The sequence below is a fragment of the Streptomyces sp. So13.3 genome (genome assembly GCF_005860785.2).
Taxonomy (GTDB): Bacteria; Actinomycetota; Actinomycetes; order Streptomycetales; family Streptomycetaceae; genus Actinacidiphila; species Actinacidiphila fildesensis.
On sequence record NZ_CP048835.1, the window covers coordinates 3,164,959 to 3,179,840 of the forward strand.

14 protein-coding genes and 1 pseudogene are annotated in these 14,882 nt (G+C 72.5%); 4 read left to right on the top strand and 11 right to left on the bottom strand.

What is annotated here, in order from left to right; translation table 11 throughout:
• Positions 1-36: 36 nt before the first annotated feature.
• On the bottom strand, positions 37-819 hold the full coding sequence (locus C8250_RS14365; RefSeq protein ID WP_138356177.1) for a lysophospholipid acyltransferase family protein: 783 nt from the start codon (positions 817-819) through the stop codon (positions 37-39).
• A gap of 150 nt (positions 820-969) precedes the next feature.
• Between C8250_RS14365 and C8250_RS14370 the strand changes: the two genes are divergently transcribed.
• Both C8250_RS14370 and C8250_RS14375 read left to right on the top strand, forming a co-directional pair.
• Positions 970-1,746: an alpha/beta fold hydrolase gene (locus tag C8250_RS14370; protein WP_138356178.1), complete on the top strand. Its 777-nt coding sequence runs from the start codon at positions 970-972 to the stop codon at positions 1,744-1,746.
• A 91-nt stretch (positions 1,747-1,837) separates the two neighbouring features.
• Positions 1,838-2,305 carry a hypothetical protein gene (locus C8250_RS14375; protein WP_138356216.1) on the top strand — a complete coding sequence of 156 codons (468 nt, stop codon included), beginning with the start codon at positions 1,838-1,840 and terminating at the stop codon, positions 2,303-2,305.
• Positions 2,306-2,326: 21 nt separating this feature from the next.
• Here C8250_RS14375 and C8250_RS14380 read toward each other — a convergent pair whose 3' ends face one another.
• From C8250_RS14380 to C8250_RS14405, 6 genes are all read right to left on the bottom strand, one after another.
• On the bottom strand, positions 2,327-3,109 hold the full coding sequence (locus tag C8250_RS14380) for an endonuclease/exonuclease/phosphatase family protein (protein WP_138356179.1): 783 nt from the start codon (positions 3,107-3,109) through the stop codon (positions 2,327-2,329).
• Positions 3,106-4,047: an ROK family glucokinase gene (locus C8250_RS14385; RefSeq protein ID WP_138356180.1), complete on the bottom strand. Its 942-nt coding sequence runs from the start codon at positions 4,045-4,047 to the stop codon at positions 3,106-3,108. The genes C8250_RS14380 and C8250_RS14385 overlap by 4 nt, the downstream gene beginning before the upstream one ends.
• Before the next feature lie 55 nt (positions 4,048-4,102).
• Positions 4,103-4,534, bottom strand: a complete 432-nt coding sequence (locus C8250_RS14390; RefSeq protein ID WP_164296244.1) for a DUF5304 domain-containing protein — start codon at positions 4,532-4,534, stop codon at positions 4,103-4,105.
• A gap of 64 nt (positions 4,535-4,598) precedes the next feature.
• Positions 4,599-5,789 carry an ArsA-related P-loop ATPase gene (locus tag C8250_RS14395; RefSeq protein ID WP_138356181.1) on the bottom strand — a complete coding sequence of 397 codons (1,191 nt, stop codon included), beginning with the start codon at positions 5,787-5,789 and terminating at the stop codon, positions 4,599-4,601.
• Between the two features lie 5 nt (positions 5,790-5,794).
• Entirely contained in the window at positions 5,795-6,274 is a 480-nt protein-coding gene (locus tag C8250_RS14400) for an SRPBCC family protein (protein ID WP_138356182.1), read from the bottom strand.
• Positions 6,275-6,364: 90 nt separating this feature from the next.
• Complete coding sequence (locus tag C8250_RS14405; protein WP_138356183.1) at positions 6,365-7,126, bottom strand: metallophosphoesterase; 762 nt, start codon at positions 7,124-7,126, stop codon at positions 6,365-6,367.
• Positions 7,127-7,329: 203 nt separating this feature from the next.
• Here C8250_RS14405 and C8250_RS14410 point away from each other — a divergent pair, with 203 nt between their 5' ends.
• Positions 7,330-9,126 carry an AMP-dependent synthetase/ligase gene (locus C8250_RS14410; RefSeq protein WP_138356184.1) on the top strand — a complete coding sequence of 599 codons (1,797 nt, stop codon included), beginning with the start codon at positions 7,330-7,332 and terminating at the stop codon, positions 9,124-9,126.
• Between the two features lie 65 nt (positions 9,127-9,191).
• On the opposite strand, the gene C8250_RS14415 is transcribed toward C8250_RS14410, so the two are convergent.
• Positions 9,192-10,328 (bottom strand): glycosyltransferase family 4 protein, encoded by a 1,137-nt coding sequence (locus C8250_RS14415; protein WP_138356185.1) that lies wholly within the window; start codon positions 10,326-10,328, stop codon positions 9,192-9,194.
• A 65-nt stretch (positions 10,329-10,393) separates the two neighbouring features.
• Positions 10,394-11,968 carry a DUF2079 domain-containing protein gene (locus tag C8250_RS14420; protein WP_244809137.1) on the bottom strand — a complete coding sequence of 525 codons (1,575 nt, stop codon included), beginning with the start codon at positions 11,966-11,968 and terminating at the stop codon, positions 10,394-10,396.
• Positions 11,969-12,065: 97 nt separating this feature from the next.
• On the opposite strand from C8250_RS14420, the pseudogene C8250_RS43510 reads away from it, so the two are divergent.
• Positions 12,066-12,428: pseudogene (locus C8250_RS43510) on the top strand (hypothetical protein); the annotation flags it as partial.
• Between the two features lie 89 nt (positions 12,429-12,517).
• Here the strand turns inward: C8250_RS43510 and C8250_RS14425 are convergent.
• On the bottom strand, positions 12,518-13,654 hold the full coding sequence (locus C8250_RS14425) for a M48 family metallopeptidase (RefSeq protein ID WP_187144837.1): 1,137 nt from the start codon (positions 13,652-13,654) through the stop codon (positions 12,518-12,520).
• A complete protein-coding gene (locus C8250_RS14430; RefSeq protein ID WP_138356186.1) occupies positions 13,651-14,880 on the bottom strand; it encodes a hypothetical protein in 1,230 nt (409 codons plus the stop codon). Before C8250_RS14430 ends, C8250_RS14425 begins: the two co-directional genes overlap by 4 nt.
• Positions 14,881-14,882 lie beyond the last annotated feature (2 nt).

A 14,882-nucleotide genomic window follows, 5' to 3' on the forward strand; every position in this document is an offset into this window, starting at 1 on the left:
CCCCCCACGGCCCGCCCGGGGCCCGTCCGGCCGGTCCTAGGACCCGGCCGGCCCGCCCTTGTCCTGGGCCGCCTTCTCGGCGGCTTCCCGCTCGGCCTTCTCGGACTTCTCCAGCTCGGCCTGCCGCTTGGCCTCCTCCGCGATCTGGCGCTTCGCGGCGGTGGCGTAGATGTCCACGTACTCCTGGCCGGACAGCTTCATGATCTCGTACATGACCTCGTCGGTCACCGAGCGCAGGATGAAGCGGTCGCCCTCCATGCCGTGGTAGCGACTGAAGTCGAGCGGCTTGCCGATCCGGATGCCGGGACGCACCGAGACCTTGGGCAGCACCTTGCCGGGCGGCTGCACCTTCTCGGTGTCGATCATCGCGACGGGGATCACCGGCGCTCCGGAGGCCAGCGCCACCCGGGCCAGGCCGCCGGGCTTGCCCCGGTAGAGCCGGCCGTCGGGGGAACGGGTGCCCTCGGGGTAGATGCCGAACAGCTCACCGCGCTCCAGCACCTGGATCCCGCTGTTGATCGCGGCCTCGCCGGCGCCGCGCGCGCCGGAGCGGTCCACCGGGAGCTGGCCGACGCCCTTGAAGAAGGCGGCCGTCAGCTTCCCCTTCACGCCCGGGGACGTGAAGTACTCCGCCTTGGCGATGAAGGTGACCGGCCGGTCGAGCATCGCGGGGAGGAAGAAGGAGTCCGAGAAGGAGAGGTGGTTGCTGGCAAGGATCGCCGGCCCCTCCTTGGGGATGTTCTCAATGCCTTCCACCCAGGGGCGGAAGGCGAGCTTGAGCGGCGAACCGATCGCGAGCTTCATCGCGCCGTAGAACAACCGAGGACCTCCTGTAGCTGACGCAAAGACCTTAACGCCAGTTCGGCCCCCGGCACTCCCCGCGTCCACGCGACGGGGCTTACCGGGGGGTATCCGGGCCGCGTACGCTGAACTCCTGCCACCCTCCCCGCGGCGAACAGGAGTCCCACGGTGCCGCTCATGCCCGGAGCCGAGCCGTACAGCCACGACGGTGGCGAGACCGGTGTCCTGCTCTGTCACGGATTCACCGGCACACCGCAGTCCATGCGCCCCTGGGGCGAGTATCTGGCGGCCCGCGGCCTGACGGTGTCCGTGCCGCTGCTGCCGGGTCACGGCACCCGCTGGCAGGACATGCAGCAGACCGGCTGGCAGGACTGGTACGCCGAGGTCGACCGCGCGCTGCGCGAGTTGTCGGCCCGCTGCTCGCAGGTCTTCGTCTGCGGCATGTCGATGGGTGGCGCCCTGACACTGCGGCTCGCCGCGCTGCACGGCCACTCGATCAGCGGCATCGTCCTGGTGAATCCTTCGGTCAAGGCCGACAGCCACCAGATCAAGGCGGTTCCGGTGCTGCGCCATCTGGTGCCGTCGGTGCCGGGCATCACCAGCGACATCGCCAAGGAGGGCGGCCTGGAGGTCGGTTACGACCGGACGCCGCTGCACGCCGTGTACTCCCTCAGCCGCTTCTGGAAACTCGTCAGAGCGGGGCTGCCGCAGGTCACGCAGCCGTTGCTGCTGCTGCACAGCCGGGTGGACCATGTGGTCCACCCGTCGAACACCGCGGTCGTCCTCAGCAAGGTCTCCTCCAGCGACGTCACCGAGATCGTGCTGGAGCGGAGCTACCACGTGGCGACGCTGGACCATGACGCGGAACAGATCTTCGAGGAGTCCTACGGATTCATCCGGCGCCTGGCGCCCGCGGTGGACAAGGAGGTAACGGCCAGTGGCTGAGCGCGAGGAGGACCAGGTTCCCGACGAGACCGCTCCCGACGCCCCCGAGCCGGCCGTCGCGGACCCCGCCGACGGGGCGGCCCGTGCGCCGCTGGACGAGGACGCCGCCTGGGCCGAGCTGGTCGCGGGCTTCGACGACGAGCCCGAGCCGGGCACCGCCTCCTGGCCCGACGCCGAGAACCTCTCGCCCGCCCGGCCCGACGACCCTGCCGGCGACAGCGACCCGGACGCCGGGTCCGGCCCGCCGACCCGCAGCATCGTCGTCCACCCGGTGATCCACGGCCCGCGCGACTACACGGCCCATGAGGACGAGGGCCACTACGTACCGCCCGAGCCCCCGCCGCTTCCGCAGGCCGATGTCACGACCAAGTTCGCCTGGCTCGCGGTCCTGGGCGGGCCGCTGCTGCTGATCGTGTTCATCCTGCTCCAGCAGGAGATCACCTGGTGGGTCATGACACTGGGCGTCGGCGGCTTCGTCGGCGGCTTCTGCACCCTCGTCACGCGGCTGCGCACGGGCGAGGACGACGACGAGCTGCCCGGTGGCGGCGCGGTCGTCTGACCAGGCCGTTTCCCGCGCGGTTCAGCCGCCGGGGATGACCGACGGGGCCGCGGCCGGGATACGGAACGCGGCCAGCAGCGGCAGGTGGTCGGTGGCGGCCAGCAGGTCCGCCGGATCGACACCGGGAAGGCCCTGCGGCACCCCGCACCCCAGCACCTCGACGCCCTGCGTCGCGAAGATCGCGTCGATGCGTTGGTAGGGGTTGTCCGGCACCGAGGTGAACTCGCTGCCCCACGGCTTGGTGGCCCAGGCGTCCTGGAGCTCCGCCGACAGCCGGCCGAACGCACGGCCGTCCGGATGGTCGTTGAGATCGCCGCCCGCCACGGCATACGGCTCGCCCATTTCCGCGAGCCGTTCCAGCAGCAGCGCGGACTGTCCGTCGCGTTCCGCCCCGCTGAGGCTGAGATGGCAGCTGAGCACGGAGAGCCGGGCGCCGCCGATCCGTACGACGGCGGTGGCGAAACCACGCTGGTGCAGACCGGGGGTACGCGGCAGCAGGATGTCCTCGGTGCGCTCGACATGGGCGCGCAGCGAGGAGAGGATCATCGGTCCCGCGGCGGTGGCGCCACCGGTGACGATGACCATGTTGCACTCATGGGCGAGCCAGGCGGCGGCCTTGCGCCAGCGGAAGAAGCGCGGCGCTTCCTGCAGGAGGACGAGGTCGGGGGCGCAGGCCTGGATGACCCGGGCGAGCGCCCCCCTGTCGTCCCGCATGGAGCGGATGTTGTAACTGAGCACGCGGACCACCGCCGAGTCACCCGGTTCGGTGGTCGAGGGCGGCAGGTCCGCGAGCACGGTCGTCAGCCCTGGCGGGCCAGGTCGGCGGCGCCGACCAGTCCTGCCTTGCCGCCGAGCTGCGCGGCGAGCACCTGGGCATGCGGCCGGTACTGGCCGCCCACCAGCCAGCGGCGGAAGGACTTGCGGATCGGGTCGAGCACCAGCTCGCCCTCGTCCGAGACCCCGCCGCCGACGATGAACGCCGATGGGTCGAAGAGCGAGGCCAGGTCGGCCAGGCCCGCGCCCGCCCAGCGGGCCAGCTCACGGAACGAGTCGATCGCCACCGGGTCACCGCCCCGCGCGGCCTCGCTGATGTGCTTGCCCTCGATGGTGTCGGGGTTGCCGTCGCCGAGGGAGAGCAGCAGCTCCGCGTTCTCCGGCGTGGCCGCGGCACGCTGCTTCGCGTAGCGGACGAGAGCGCGCCCGGAGGCGTACTGCTCCCAGCAACCCTGGCTGCCGCAGCCGCACAGCAGCCCGTCCGGCACCATCCGTACGTGGCCGAACTCGCCCGCCACACCGAACCGGCCGCGGTGCAGCTTGCCGCCGATGATGATGCCGCCGCCGAGGCCGGTGCCGAGGGTGATGCACACGACGTCGTCGTGACCCTGGCCCGCACCGAACTTGTATTCGCCCCACGCCGCCGCGTTCGCGTCGTTCTCGACGATGACGGAGAGGCCGACGCGCTGCTCGACCTTGTCCTTGAGCGCTTCGTGCCGCCAGTTGATGTTCGGGGCGAAGAGCACGGTGGCACGCTTGTCGTCCACGTAGCCGGCCGCGCCGATGCCGACCGCGTCGACCTCATGGCCGGTGCTGACCGTGCGCACCGCGTCCGCGATGGCGTCCACGACTGCCTCGGGGGTCGCCGGGGTCGGCACCTTGCACGTCTCAAGAATCGAGCCGTCCTCATCGACTACGCCGGCCGCGATCTTTGTGCCGCCGATGTCGACGCCGATGGTGAGTCCCATGTGTCCCTCAGTTTTCGGTCGATCCCCGCTTCAGCCAACCGTACCGGAGGGGAGGTCAGTCGAGGTCGATGTGCTCACTGGTTGAGCCGGTGGATGAGTCGGGCGGTGTCTCGGAAGCGCGGTGTCCGGCGGCCGTGTCCTTGGCGGTCCACCGGGTCTCGTGTCCCGCGACGACCGAGCGGTACGCGGCGAGCAGCTCGACGCCGGCCGAGGACAGATGCTCGAAGACCTCGGGGTTGCGCTCGCGGATGGGCTCGACAACCGACTTGACCTGCGAGATCACCGTCTGTGCGGCGAGTGTCACCGCCGGGTTGCGGAATTCGGCGAGCTTCTCGGTCACGGCCTCGGCGAGCCGTCGCAGCTCTTCCGTGGCGCTGCCGACGCCCTGTCCTGCCTGCTCACGCCGCCGGGCGTTCTCGGCGGCGGTGTCCTCCGCGCTGGCCTTGGCCCACGCGTCGGCGTCGGGCCGGTCGGTGGTCTCGCTCATGACGGTCTCCCTCGCGGCGCTCCGGGGTTGTTCTACCGACGGTACCCGAATGGACGCACTGCGTTCAGCGCGGCCAGAGGTCGGGATCCGGCGCGAACCGGACCTCCAGGGCTCCGTCGCGCAGCGCCGCGCCGTCGACGGTGCAGCGCCGCAGGGCGGAGGGCAGCGGGAGGATCCGGCGGAAACCTTCCGCGTCGACCACGAGTTCGTCACCCCGCCGGACCAGTCCGAGACCCTCACGGGTGGCCCCGGGCAGCGGCAGCCGCCAGCGGAAACGGTCCTCGGCGCCGGGCTGGTCGGTCACGCTCCACGGATCGGCCGCGCGCCCGTCCGTCCCGTCCGGCTCCGCCCCGGGACCCGGCGGTACGGCGCCGAGCGCGCCGAGGTCGTCGGTGCCGCGCGGTTCCCGTCCCAGGTGCGGCAGTTCATGGACCGCCGTACCGGTTCCGGCCAATTCGGCCCGCAGCGCGGCGAGTTCCTTGTGCTGGACGCCGGACAGGTCGGCGAGCCAGGGGTCGGGCGAGTGGTCGGGCAGCAGCCGGTTGGCGACCACGGCCTCCAGCCGGTGCCCGAAGAGCGCCAGTCCGGTACGGGCGGTCCTGACCGCGTCGGCCGCGGCCGCGCCGGGCTCGACGACCAGCCGTACGGTCGTGCCCGCGGCCTCGATCACCGCCTGGGCGGCGGCGAGTTCACGGTCGACGCGCTCGGCGGCCTCGTACGCCCACTGGGCCGGCATCGGCACGCCCGCGAGCTGGGCGAGCACCGGGCGCAGCGCCCTGGCCGCCTGGCGCTGGACGGGGACGAGCCGCCGCAGGTAGCGGCGCAGCTGCTCGGGGAGGGCGAGGGCGGCGAGCGCCGCGGGGGTGGCCGGCAGGTCGACGACAACCACGTCCCAGCCGGCGGATCCGTCGGCCGATTCGCGCAGCGCGCGCAGCAGGGCCAGCGAGTCGGCGCCGGGGAGTTCGGTGAGTTCCTCGGGGTCCAGCGGTTCGGCGCCGAGCAGGTCCAGGAGGGAGCCGAGCCGGGACTGGACGTCGCGGGCGTCGGCCCGGAACGTCGCCTGGGTGTCTATCCGGTGGGCGCGCAGACCGGGCACGGTGGTCCGGTCCCCGTCGAGTACGGCCTCCAGTGACGTGCCACGGTCCGTGGACAGCAGCAGGGTGCGGGTACCTTGCCGGGCCGCGCTCACCGCCGTGGCGGCGGCCGCCGTGGTGCGGCCGGCTCCGCCGGGGCCGGTGACCAGGACCGTGCGCACGGCGCTCAGCTCTTGTCGGGCGGACTGTCGGGCGCGCCGGCGGGCGGACCGGATTCGACGCGCTTCTTCAGACCGGCGAGTGCGCGGTCGATGATGACCTTCTCGGCCTTGCGCTTGATCATGCCGAGCATCGGGATCTTGACGTCGACCGTCAGCTGGTAGGTGACCTCGGTGCGCGCGCCGCCGTCCAGCGGGGCGACGGCGTACGAGCCGTCCAGGGTGCGGAGCATCTGGGACTTGACCAGCGACCAGTGGACCTCGCTGTCGCCGACCCAGCGGTAGGCGAGCGTGTGGTCGTCCTTGATCGCCCCGGCGTCCAGCAGCAGCCGGACCCGCTCCGCGCGGCCCTCGGCGTCGGCGGAGAGGATCTCCGCCTCCTTCACCTCACCGGTCCACTCGGGATAGCGGGTGAAATCGGCGATGACGCCCATGACGTCGGCCGGGGCCGCCTCGATGGTGATGCTCGACTTGGTGTGTTCCGCCATCGCTGTGGCCCCTCCGGGACTTCGCGCCGTATGTCTGGGTCTGCTGGTGCAGGCTACCGCCTGCCGGTCGAACAACTGTCACCCCGGCACTCACCACTCCAGGGCCCATGGCCTGCGGGTGGCGTTGAAGTGTCCGACGTTGACGCACTCGGTCCTGCCGATCCGCATCCGCGGGACCAGCGGCTGGTGGACATGGCCGAAGAGGGCGTACTTGGGGCGGGTGGTGCGGATCGCGTCGAGCAGCGCCTCGCTGCCGCGTTCGAAGCGGCGGGCGACGGTGTCGTAGCAGAGCTCGGGAACGGCGGGCGGGATGTGCGAGCAGAGCACGTCGACCCGCCCGAGCGCCGCGACCTTCCCGGCGTACTCGGCCTCGTCGATCTCGTACGGGGTGCGCATCGCCGTCCGCAGTCCGCCGCCGACGAAGCCGAAGACCAGGCCGCCGATCTCGGCGGTGCCGCCGTCCAGGACCGTGGTGCCCTCGGTGGCGTACTCCGACCACAGCGCCGGAATGTCGACATTGCCGTAGGTGGCGTACGTCGGCGCGGGAAAGGCCGCGAAGAGTTCCGCGTACTGCTTCCGTACGGCGGTCTCGATGGCGCCGCGCCGGTCGATGCCCTCCCACAGCTCGCGGTCGAGGGCGCGGGCCTCCTCGAAGCGCTTGGCGGTCCGCAGCGCGACCATGCGCGAGGCGTTCGCCGCGCCGAAGAGGTCCGGGAAGATCCCCCGTGAGTGATCGGCGTAGTCCAGGAAGAGCACGAGGTCGCCGAGGCAGATCAAGGCGTCCGCACCGTCTCCGGCCCTGGCCAGAGCCTCCGCCGCACCGTGCACATCGCTCACCACATGGACCCGCATGGCCGTCAGCCTATCGCCGGTTACCTGCGGGTTACCGGCGCTCTGGACTACTGTTCGCGGAGCGGTTCAGCCGCACTCCTGGGTATGTGATGCATAAAACATCTGTACTGCACCCCTATCGCGAAAGCTTTACCGGTGGGTAACGTCCAGGCCGTCCAACTATCCCTCCGGGTGCGCCGTCGCGCCGATGAGGAGCACCAGCCTTGCGTGAGTTCAGCCTTCCGGCCCTTTACGAGGTCCCCGCGGACGGCAACCTGACGGATCTGATCCGCCGCAACGCCGCTCAGCACCCAGCTGTTCCGGTGATCGCCCGCAAGAACGCGGGCGGCGAATGGCAGGACGTCACCGCCACCGACTTCTTCTCCGAGGTCAGAGCCGTCGCCAAGGGACTGATCGCATCCGGCGTGCAGCCTGGCGACCGGGTCGCCCTGATGTCGCCCACCCGGTACGAGTGGACGCTCTTCGACTTCGCGATCTGGAGCGCCGGCGCGGTCGCCGTGCCCGTGTACGAGACGTCCTCGGCCGAACAGGTCGAGTGGATCCTCGGAGACTCGGGCGCGGTGGCCTGCATCGTCGAGTCCGGTACCCACGAGGCCGCCGTCGCCTCGGTGCACGACCGGCTCCCCGAGCTCAAGCACATCTGGCGGATCGACGCCGGTGCCGTGGAACACCTGGTGTCCGTCGGCGCCGACATCTCCGAGAAGGTGGTGGACGAGCGGGGAGCGACCGCCGTCGCGGACTCCCCCGCCACGATCGTGTACACCTCCGGGACCACCGGCCGCCCCAAGGGCTGTGTGCTGAGCCACCGGGCCTTCTTCGCCGAGTGCGGCAATGTGGTGGAACGCCTCGCCCCGCTGTTCAGGACCGGCGAGTCCTCGGTGCTGCTGTTCCTGCCGCTCGCGCACGTCTTCGGCCGGCTGGTCGAGGTGGCGGCCGTGATGGCGCCGATCAAGCTCGGGCACGTCAGCGACATCAAGCACCTCACCGACGAGCTGGCCGCGTTCCGGCCGACGATGATCCTGGGCGTGCCCCGGGTCTTCGAGAAGGTGTACAACTCGGCGCGGGCCAAGGCGCAGGCCGACGGCAAGGGCAAGATCTTCGACAAGGCCGCGGACACCGCGATCACCTACAGCCGGGCGCTGGACTCCGCCGGCGGCCCGTCGGTCGGCCTGAAGTTCAAGCACAAGGTCTTCGACCGGCTGGTCTACAGCAAGCTGCGCGCCGTCCTCGGCGGCCGCGCCACGCACGCCATCTCCGGCGGCGCGCCGCTGGGCGAGCGGCTCGGGCACTTCTACCGGGGCATCGGCTTCACCGTCCTGGAGGGCTACGGCCTCACCGAGTCCTGTGCGGCCACCGCGTTCAACCCCTGGGACCGTACGAAGATCGGCACGGTCGGCCAGCCGCTGCCCGGTTCGACGGTGCGGATCGCCGACGACGGCGAGGTGCTGCTGCATGGCGAGCACCTGTTCTCCGGCTACTGGAACAACCAGACGGCCACCGCCGACGCGGTCTCCGACGGCTGGTTCCACACCGGTGACCTGGGCACGGTCGACGAGGACGGCTATCTGTCCATCACCGGCCGCAAGAAGGAGATCATCGTCACGGCCGGCGGCAAGAACGTCGCCCCCGCCGTGATCGAGGACCGGATCCGGGCCGACGCGCTAATCGCCGAGTGCATGGTCGTCGGTGACGGCAAGCCGTTCATCGCCGCCCTCGTCACCCTGGACGAGGAGTTCCTGCCCCGCTGGGCGGAACAGCACGGCAAGGCCGGCCGCAGCGTGGCCGAACTGGCCGAGGACCCGGAGCTGCTGGCCGCCGTGCAGCACGCGGTGGACCAGGGCAACGCGGCCGTCTCCAAGGCCGAGTCGGTGCGCAAGTTCCAGATCCTGCCGAACCAGTTCACCGAGGAGTCCGGCCATGTGACGCCGTCGCAGAAGCTGAAGCGCAACGTCGTCATGAAGGACTTCGCGGGCGAGATCGAGGCGCTCTACCAGCACTGAGCGCACGCACGGAAAACGGCTCCCCCGGACCTCGTCCGGGGGAGCCGTTGCGCGTCAAGTGCCCTTTACAGCAATGACTTCAGACGTTCCGCCAGCAGATCCCAGCGCCACGCCTCCTCGACCCAGCGCCGGCCGCGCTCGCCCATCCGCCGGCGCAGCTCCGGGTCGCCCAGCAGGGTGACGATCCGGTCCGCCGCCTGCGCGGGCGAACCTCCGGGCACCACCCAACCGGTCTCGCCGTCCAGCACCGCGTCCGGGGCGCCGCCCGAATCGCCCGCCACCACCGGCAGTCCGGTCGCCGAGGCCTCCAGGTAGACGATTCCCAGGCCTTCGACGTCCAGCCCGCCGCGGCGGGTCCTGCACGGCATCGCGAAGACGTCGCCCGCGCCGTAGTGGGCGGGCAGCTCCTCCCAGGGCACCGGTCCGGTGAAGCGCACGGAGTCGGTGACGCCGGTCCGCGCCGAGAGTTCGGCCAGGTCCTTGGCGTACGGTCCGCCGCCGACCACCAGCAGCACCGCGTCCGGCACGGCGGCCAGGATCCGCGGCATCGCCAGGATCAGCGTGTCCTGTCCCTTGCGCGGCACCAGCCGCGAGACGCACACCACCACCGGCCGGTCCGCGAGCCCGAGCCGGGCCCGTACCGCGGCGCCGCCCGAGGCCGGGTGGAAGGTCTTCTCGTCGACACCGGGCGGCAGTTGCACCATCCGCGCCGCCGCGGCGGGCGTGAGCGCCTTCGCGATCCGCGACCGCGTGTACTCGCCCAGGTACGTGATGGTGTCGGTGCCCTCGCCGATCCGGCGCAGCAGCTGCCGGCTGGCGGGCAGTTGGGCCCAGCCCGCTTCGTGGCCGTGCGTGGTGGCGACCAGCCTGCGCGCGCCCGCCCGGCGCAGCGCGGGGGCCATCAGCCCCAGCGGCGCCGCCGCTCCGAACCACACCGACGAGCAGCCGTGCTCGCGCAGCAGCCCGGCCGCGCGCCGGGTCACGCCGGGGGTGGGCAGCAGCATCGTCGTGCGGTCGCGGATGACCGGGAACGGCTGTTCGGCGTCGAAGCGCTCGACCTCGCCGCCGTCCGGCCCTTTCCACGTCGAGGCGTACACGACCACCTGTCCGGGATCCAGCCGCAGCGCCATGCTGTGCACGAAGGCCTGGATGCCGCCGGGCCGGGGCGGGAAGTCATTGGTGACGATCAAGGTCTTGTCCATCGCCGCCGAGAGTAGCCGACCGGTGCCGGTCCCTGCCGGTCCGCACCGGTCCCTGCCCCTGGGTGTCAGGAACGGACTTCCGGTTCCTTGACGGGCACGCTGTCGTCGCCCGGCACCCGCGCGCCGGGTACCGGGCGGCCGGGGTCGGTCCGGTGCAGCAGGACGACGCCGTCCTTCGCCCACAGCACGGTGTAGCCGTTGTCGAGCAGCAGCAGCACGCGGTCGCGCTGGTCGTCCACCGTCGTGAAGGGGAACATCTTCCGCACCGTCTGGAGCAGCACGTACTCGGCGTCGCGCGGGGTCTCGTCCGCGATGACGACCTGGGCGCGGCGGGTCAGCCGGGGCGCCGCGTTGTTGTCGGCCTCGACAGTGGCCCCCGCCGGCACCAGGCGCACGCCCTCGGCGAGCGCCCGTTCCGAGGGGCTGGGCGTCCAGGCGGCCGGCAGCAGCAGATTGCCCAGACCGCACACGACCGAGATCAGCAGTGAACAGGCCACCGCCACCGGCGTCCAGCGAGCGACCGGCCGCCCGGTGTGTCTGCGGTGCAGCCGGGCCGCCGTCTCCACCGCGGCCACCAGCAGGACCGGCCACAGGAAGGCGTCGTAGTGGTGGGTGGTCGCCCAGTGGCTGGGGTTGTCGGAGAAGAGCCGCTCGGCGAGCAGCGGGACCGCGCACCAGAAGGTGGCGGACCCGAGCGGCAGCAGGAGCAGCGGCCCCAGCAGCCACAGCAGGAGAACCGGTTTCGCCGAGTGGTCGACGGTCACCGCGAAGGCCGCGATCGGATCGGTCAGGAAGCGCAGCGCCGCGGACCCCATGTCCGGGCCGAGGGCGCTGTAGTTCCAGTAGTAGCCGGGCACCCCGCCCATCGCCGGTATCAGCACCCGGATCGCGAGCAGCGCCGCCACCGGCCCCAGCACGAACAGCGTGAGCCCGGTACGCACCGCCGGCCGGTCCCCGTCCCGGCGGCCGCGGCCGATGAGGACGGCCCCGTACGCCGCCGCGAGCAGCCCCAGGTCCTCCTTGGTGCAGCACAGCAGGACGGCGCAGACCAGCACCGCGCCGTAGCGCCGGGCCAGCCCGCGCTCCAGCATCAGCAGGGTCAGCGGGACGGCGAAGGCGACCTCGTGGAAGCCGACCCCCGAAGCGCGCAGCAGCGGCCAGCCCAGCCCGTGGACCAGGCAGCTCAGGTCGGCGGCCCTGCGGACGGTGGCCTGCGGCGCCTCGGCGAAGCAGTGCCCCGCGATCCGCCGCACGACCGGCACGCCGGCCGCGAAGAGCGCCGCCTGGGCGCCGATCAGCATGCGGGGGTCGTCCCACACCCAGTACAGCGGGGCGAGGAGGGCGAGGACCGGCGAGAAGTGGTCACCCAGCAGGGAGAAGCCGGGCGGGAACTCGTGGTGGTAGTTCTTGATGGGCGAGCGCGGCAGCTGGAAGTGGGAGTACGCGCGGACCGCCTGGTCGAATATCCCCAGGTCGAACCCGCCGATCCGGACGGTCGCCCACTGCTGCAGCCCCACGGCCAGCACGGCGGCGAAGCAGAGCACGGTCAGGGCGACCGTGCGTATTCGGTCCTGCTGCCGCGCGATCGGCGCGGCTGCCGCGCTCTCGCGCGCGGACTGCGATGCGACGAGCTGTGCCACCGTTCGACGCCCTCCCTCGTGAACGAGCCTTCACCCTACTGGGCGCCGCCGCCGCGTCGTGGGCTCCCTCCGGTCACTCCGGCCGCATGACGCACCGGTGAGCACCGCACAGGTCAGCAGGAAGCCCGTCGTCCTCGTGTGGGCGCTGACCCGCGGTGCGCTGCTGCTGTGCGTCTTCCACGTCGTCGCCCTGCCGGGCCCGGATGTCACGACCGATGTGTCCGTGATCTACCAGGGCTGGTACCAGATCCTGCGCACCGGCACCTTCCCGCTGGACGACGTGACCTGGCAGTATCCGCCGGCCGCCGCCCTCGTCGTGCTCTCCCCCGCGCTGCTGCCGTTCCTGGGCTACGCGGCGGAGTTCTTCTGCCTCGTGTGCGCCGCCGACGCCGCGGTGTTCGCGGCCCTGCTGCGGGCCGGCCGGGGCCCCGGCCGGCGGCTCACCGAGGCCTGGGTCTGGGGGATCCGCTCCCCCGTCAGCGCACCGCCGGAATCCGCACCCCCGCGCTCACCTCCCGTTGACGTCCCCACCGCCCGGGGCGCGTGGCACTACCGCGCCGCCGCGATCCGTTCGGCAGACGTCGGATGCGTACCGAACAGCGCATGCAGCACCCGCGGCGGCTCCGGATCCGCGATGTTCGCCACCGCCAGCCGGCGCTGCATCGCGATGAACCCCGCCGGATCCCCCGTCAGCCGCAGCGCGTGCGCGTCGGCCCGGCGTTCCACCCGGCGGCTCAGCGCACATCCGAACGGCCCCGCCAGCGTCGACCCCACCGCGGCCACCGCCGCGAGCAGCATCATCGAGCGCGGGTCGGAGAAGCGGGACACGCCCGCGGCGTCGAGGAGCGGCTGCCGGCTCACCACCGCCGCCAGCACGCACACCCCGGCCGCCGCCCCCAGCGCGCCGAGCACCGTCCCCCGCGCCACATCCCGGTGCTTCACATGGCCCAGCTCGTGCGCCAGGACCAGCTCGACCTCGCGCGGCTCGGCGGTCGTCAGGAGCGTGTCGTAGGCGACGATCCGCCGCGTCCGGCCGAAGCCGGAGACGTACGCGTTGAGCGCGGTGGTGCGCCGGGAGGCGTCGGCGACGAGGACATCGCGTACGGCGATCCCGTCGCGCGCCGCGAGGGCGAGGAGCGCGTCGCGCAGCGGACCCGGTTCCATCGGGGCGAAGCGGTTGAAGAGCGGTTCGAACACGACGGGGGCCAGCCACGAGAGGGCGACGGTGACGGCGGCCGCACCGAGCGCCGTCCAGATCCACCACCGGGAGGTGGTCCCGGCGAGCGCGTAGACGGCGAAGAGCGCACCCAGCGCGAGCGGTACGGAGACGAGCAGCCCGCGCAGCACATCCACCGCCCAGCCGCCCCACCCCTGGGTGACCAGCCCGAACCGGGCCCGTACGATCCGCACCCGGGCGGCGAAGGGCAGCGCGACGAGCTGTCGCAGCAGCACCAGGGCGAGCCCGCCGCCGACGATCCGCGCGGCCCAGGAGTCGCCGAAGAGACCGACGAGGCCGGCGCCGGCCGGGGTCAGCCCGAGGACGAGAAGGAGCAGGAGGGAGGCCAGCCGGCCGGCGAGGGCGGGCGGCCACTGCCCGCGCCGCAGCGCCCGTCCCCGCGCGATCTCCTCAGGGGTGAAGTCCGCCTCCGGCACCCCGTCACCGTCACTGCTCCCACCGGTCGTCATGCCAACTCCCGCTGTACATAGGCGCGCCAGCGCGCGGTGAAGTCGTCGAGGCCGGTCCCGAGGACGGCCCGTAGGTGCGTGTCGAGGGGGCCGCCGGTGCCGGCGGCCCGGTACAGCTCGGTGAGTTTCGCGTCGCCCCAGTCGGCGGCGATCAGCCGGCAGGCGAGCCACGCTCCCTCGTACGCCTGCGCCAGACCGCCGGCCGTCGTCCCGAAGCCGGCGTCGGACGGCAGGTTCCGCGGGGCTCTGCCCGCGGCCACGTCGCGGCTCAGTTCGGGCGCGTCCTGGCGGGCGGTGCGGCCGCTGCCGCGGTAGCCGACCCAGTCGGCGAACCCCTCGGTGAGCCACAGCGGGGTGGTCGCGGTGGTGGCGGCGCGGGTCGCGACATGGGTCGTCTCGTGGGTGAGCACGACCTGGCGGCCGAACGCGGAAAGCTCCCCGAACGCCTCGGGGTTGATGATCACGCGGTCGGCCGGCGCCCCGGAGGATCCGCCGAGTTCGCCGGTGGTGACGGCGGCGATGCCACGGTAGGTGTCGGGAGCCCCGTGCAGCAGCGCGGCCATCCGCGCCAGCGAGGACGGCGCTTCGACGACGACGCGCCCGCTCCAGCCGTTCCCCCAGGCCCGCCCCACCGCGGGCACCGCACGGTCGGCGGCGTCGGCGTAGGTCCGCAGCGCCGCGGGCCCGTCCGTCCCGAGCACGAGGCTGTGCGCTCCGCGCACCACCCGCACCGGGCCCTGGTCCCACAACTGCTGGGCGTCGTGCCGGTCCCCGGCGACGTACCAGCGGCCGCCGCGCCGGACGAACGTCAGATCGGCGTCCGAGGTGACCGCCGAGGTGTCGTACCCGGTCAGCCGGTAGCCGACCTGGACCCGCGCCAGAGCCCGGTCACTGCCACCACCACCGGCGTCGGCACCGACACCCGTCACCCGGTACGACCACGAGTCGAGCGGCACCTGCGCCAGGTTCCGGAACACCTGCCGCTGCCGGTCCCGGAATCCCGGGTCGACGTCCGCGAGGAACGCCGTCTCGTCGTGGTGCAGCAGCGCCGCCGCATGCCGGTCGAGCACCGACTGGACGGCGGGAACGCCCGGGCCCGCGGGGACGACGGCAGCACCGCTCCCGCCACCGCCGCACCCGGTGAGCAGCGCCGGCAGGGTCAGCACGACGAGAACCACCGCGCGCCACAGCGCGGCGGTCCCGGGTCGCGTGCGCGCTGCCGCCATAC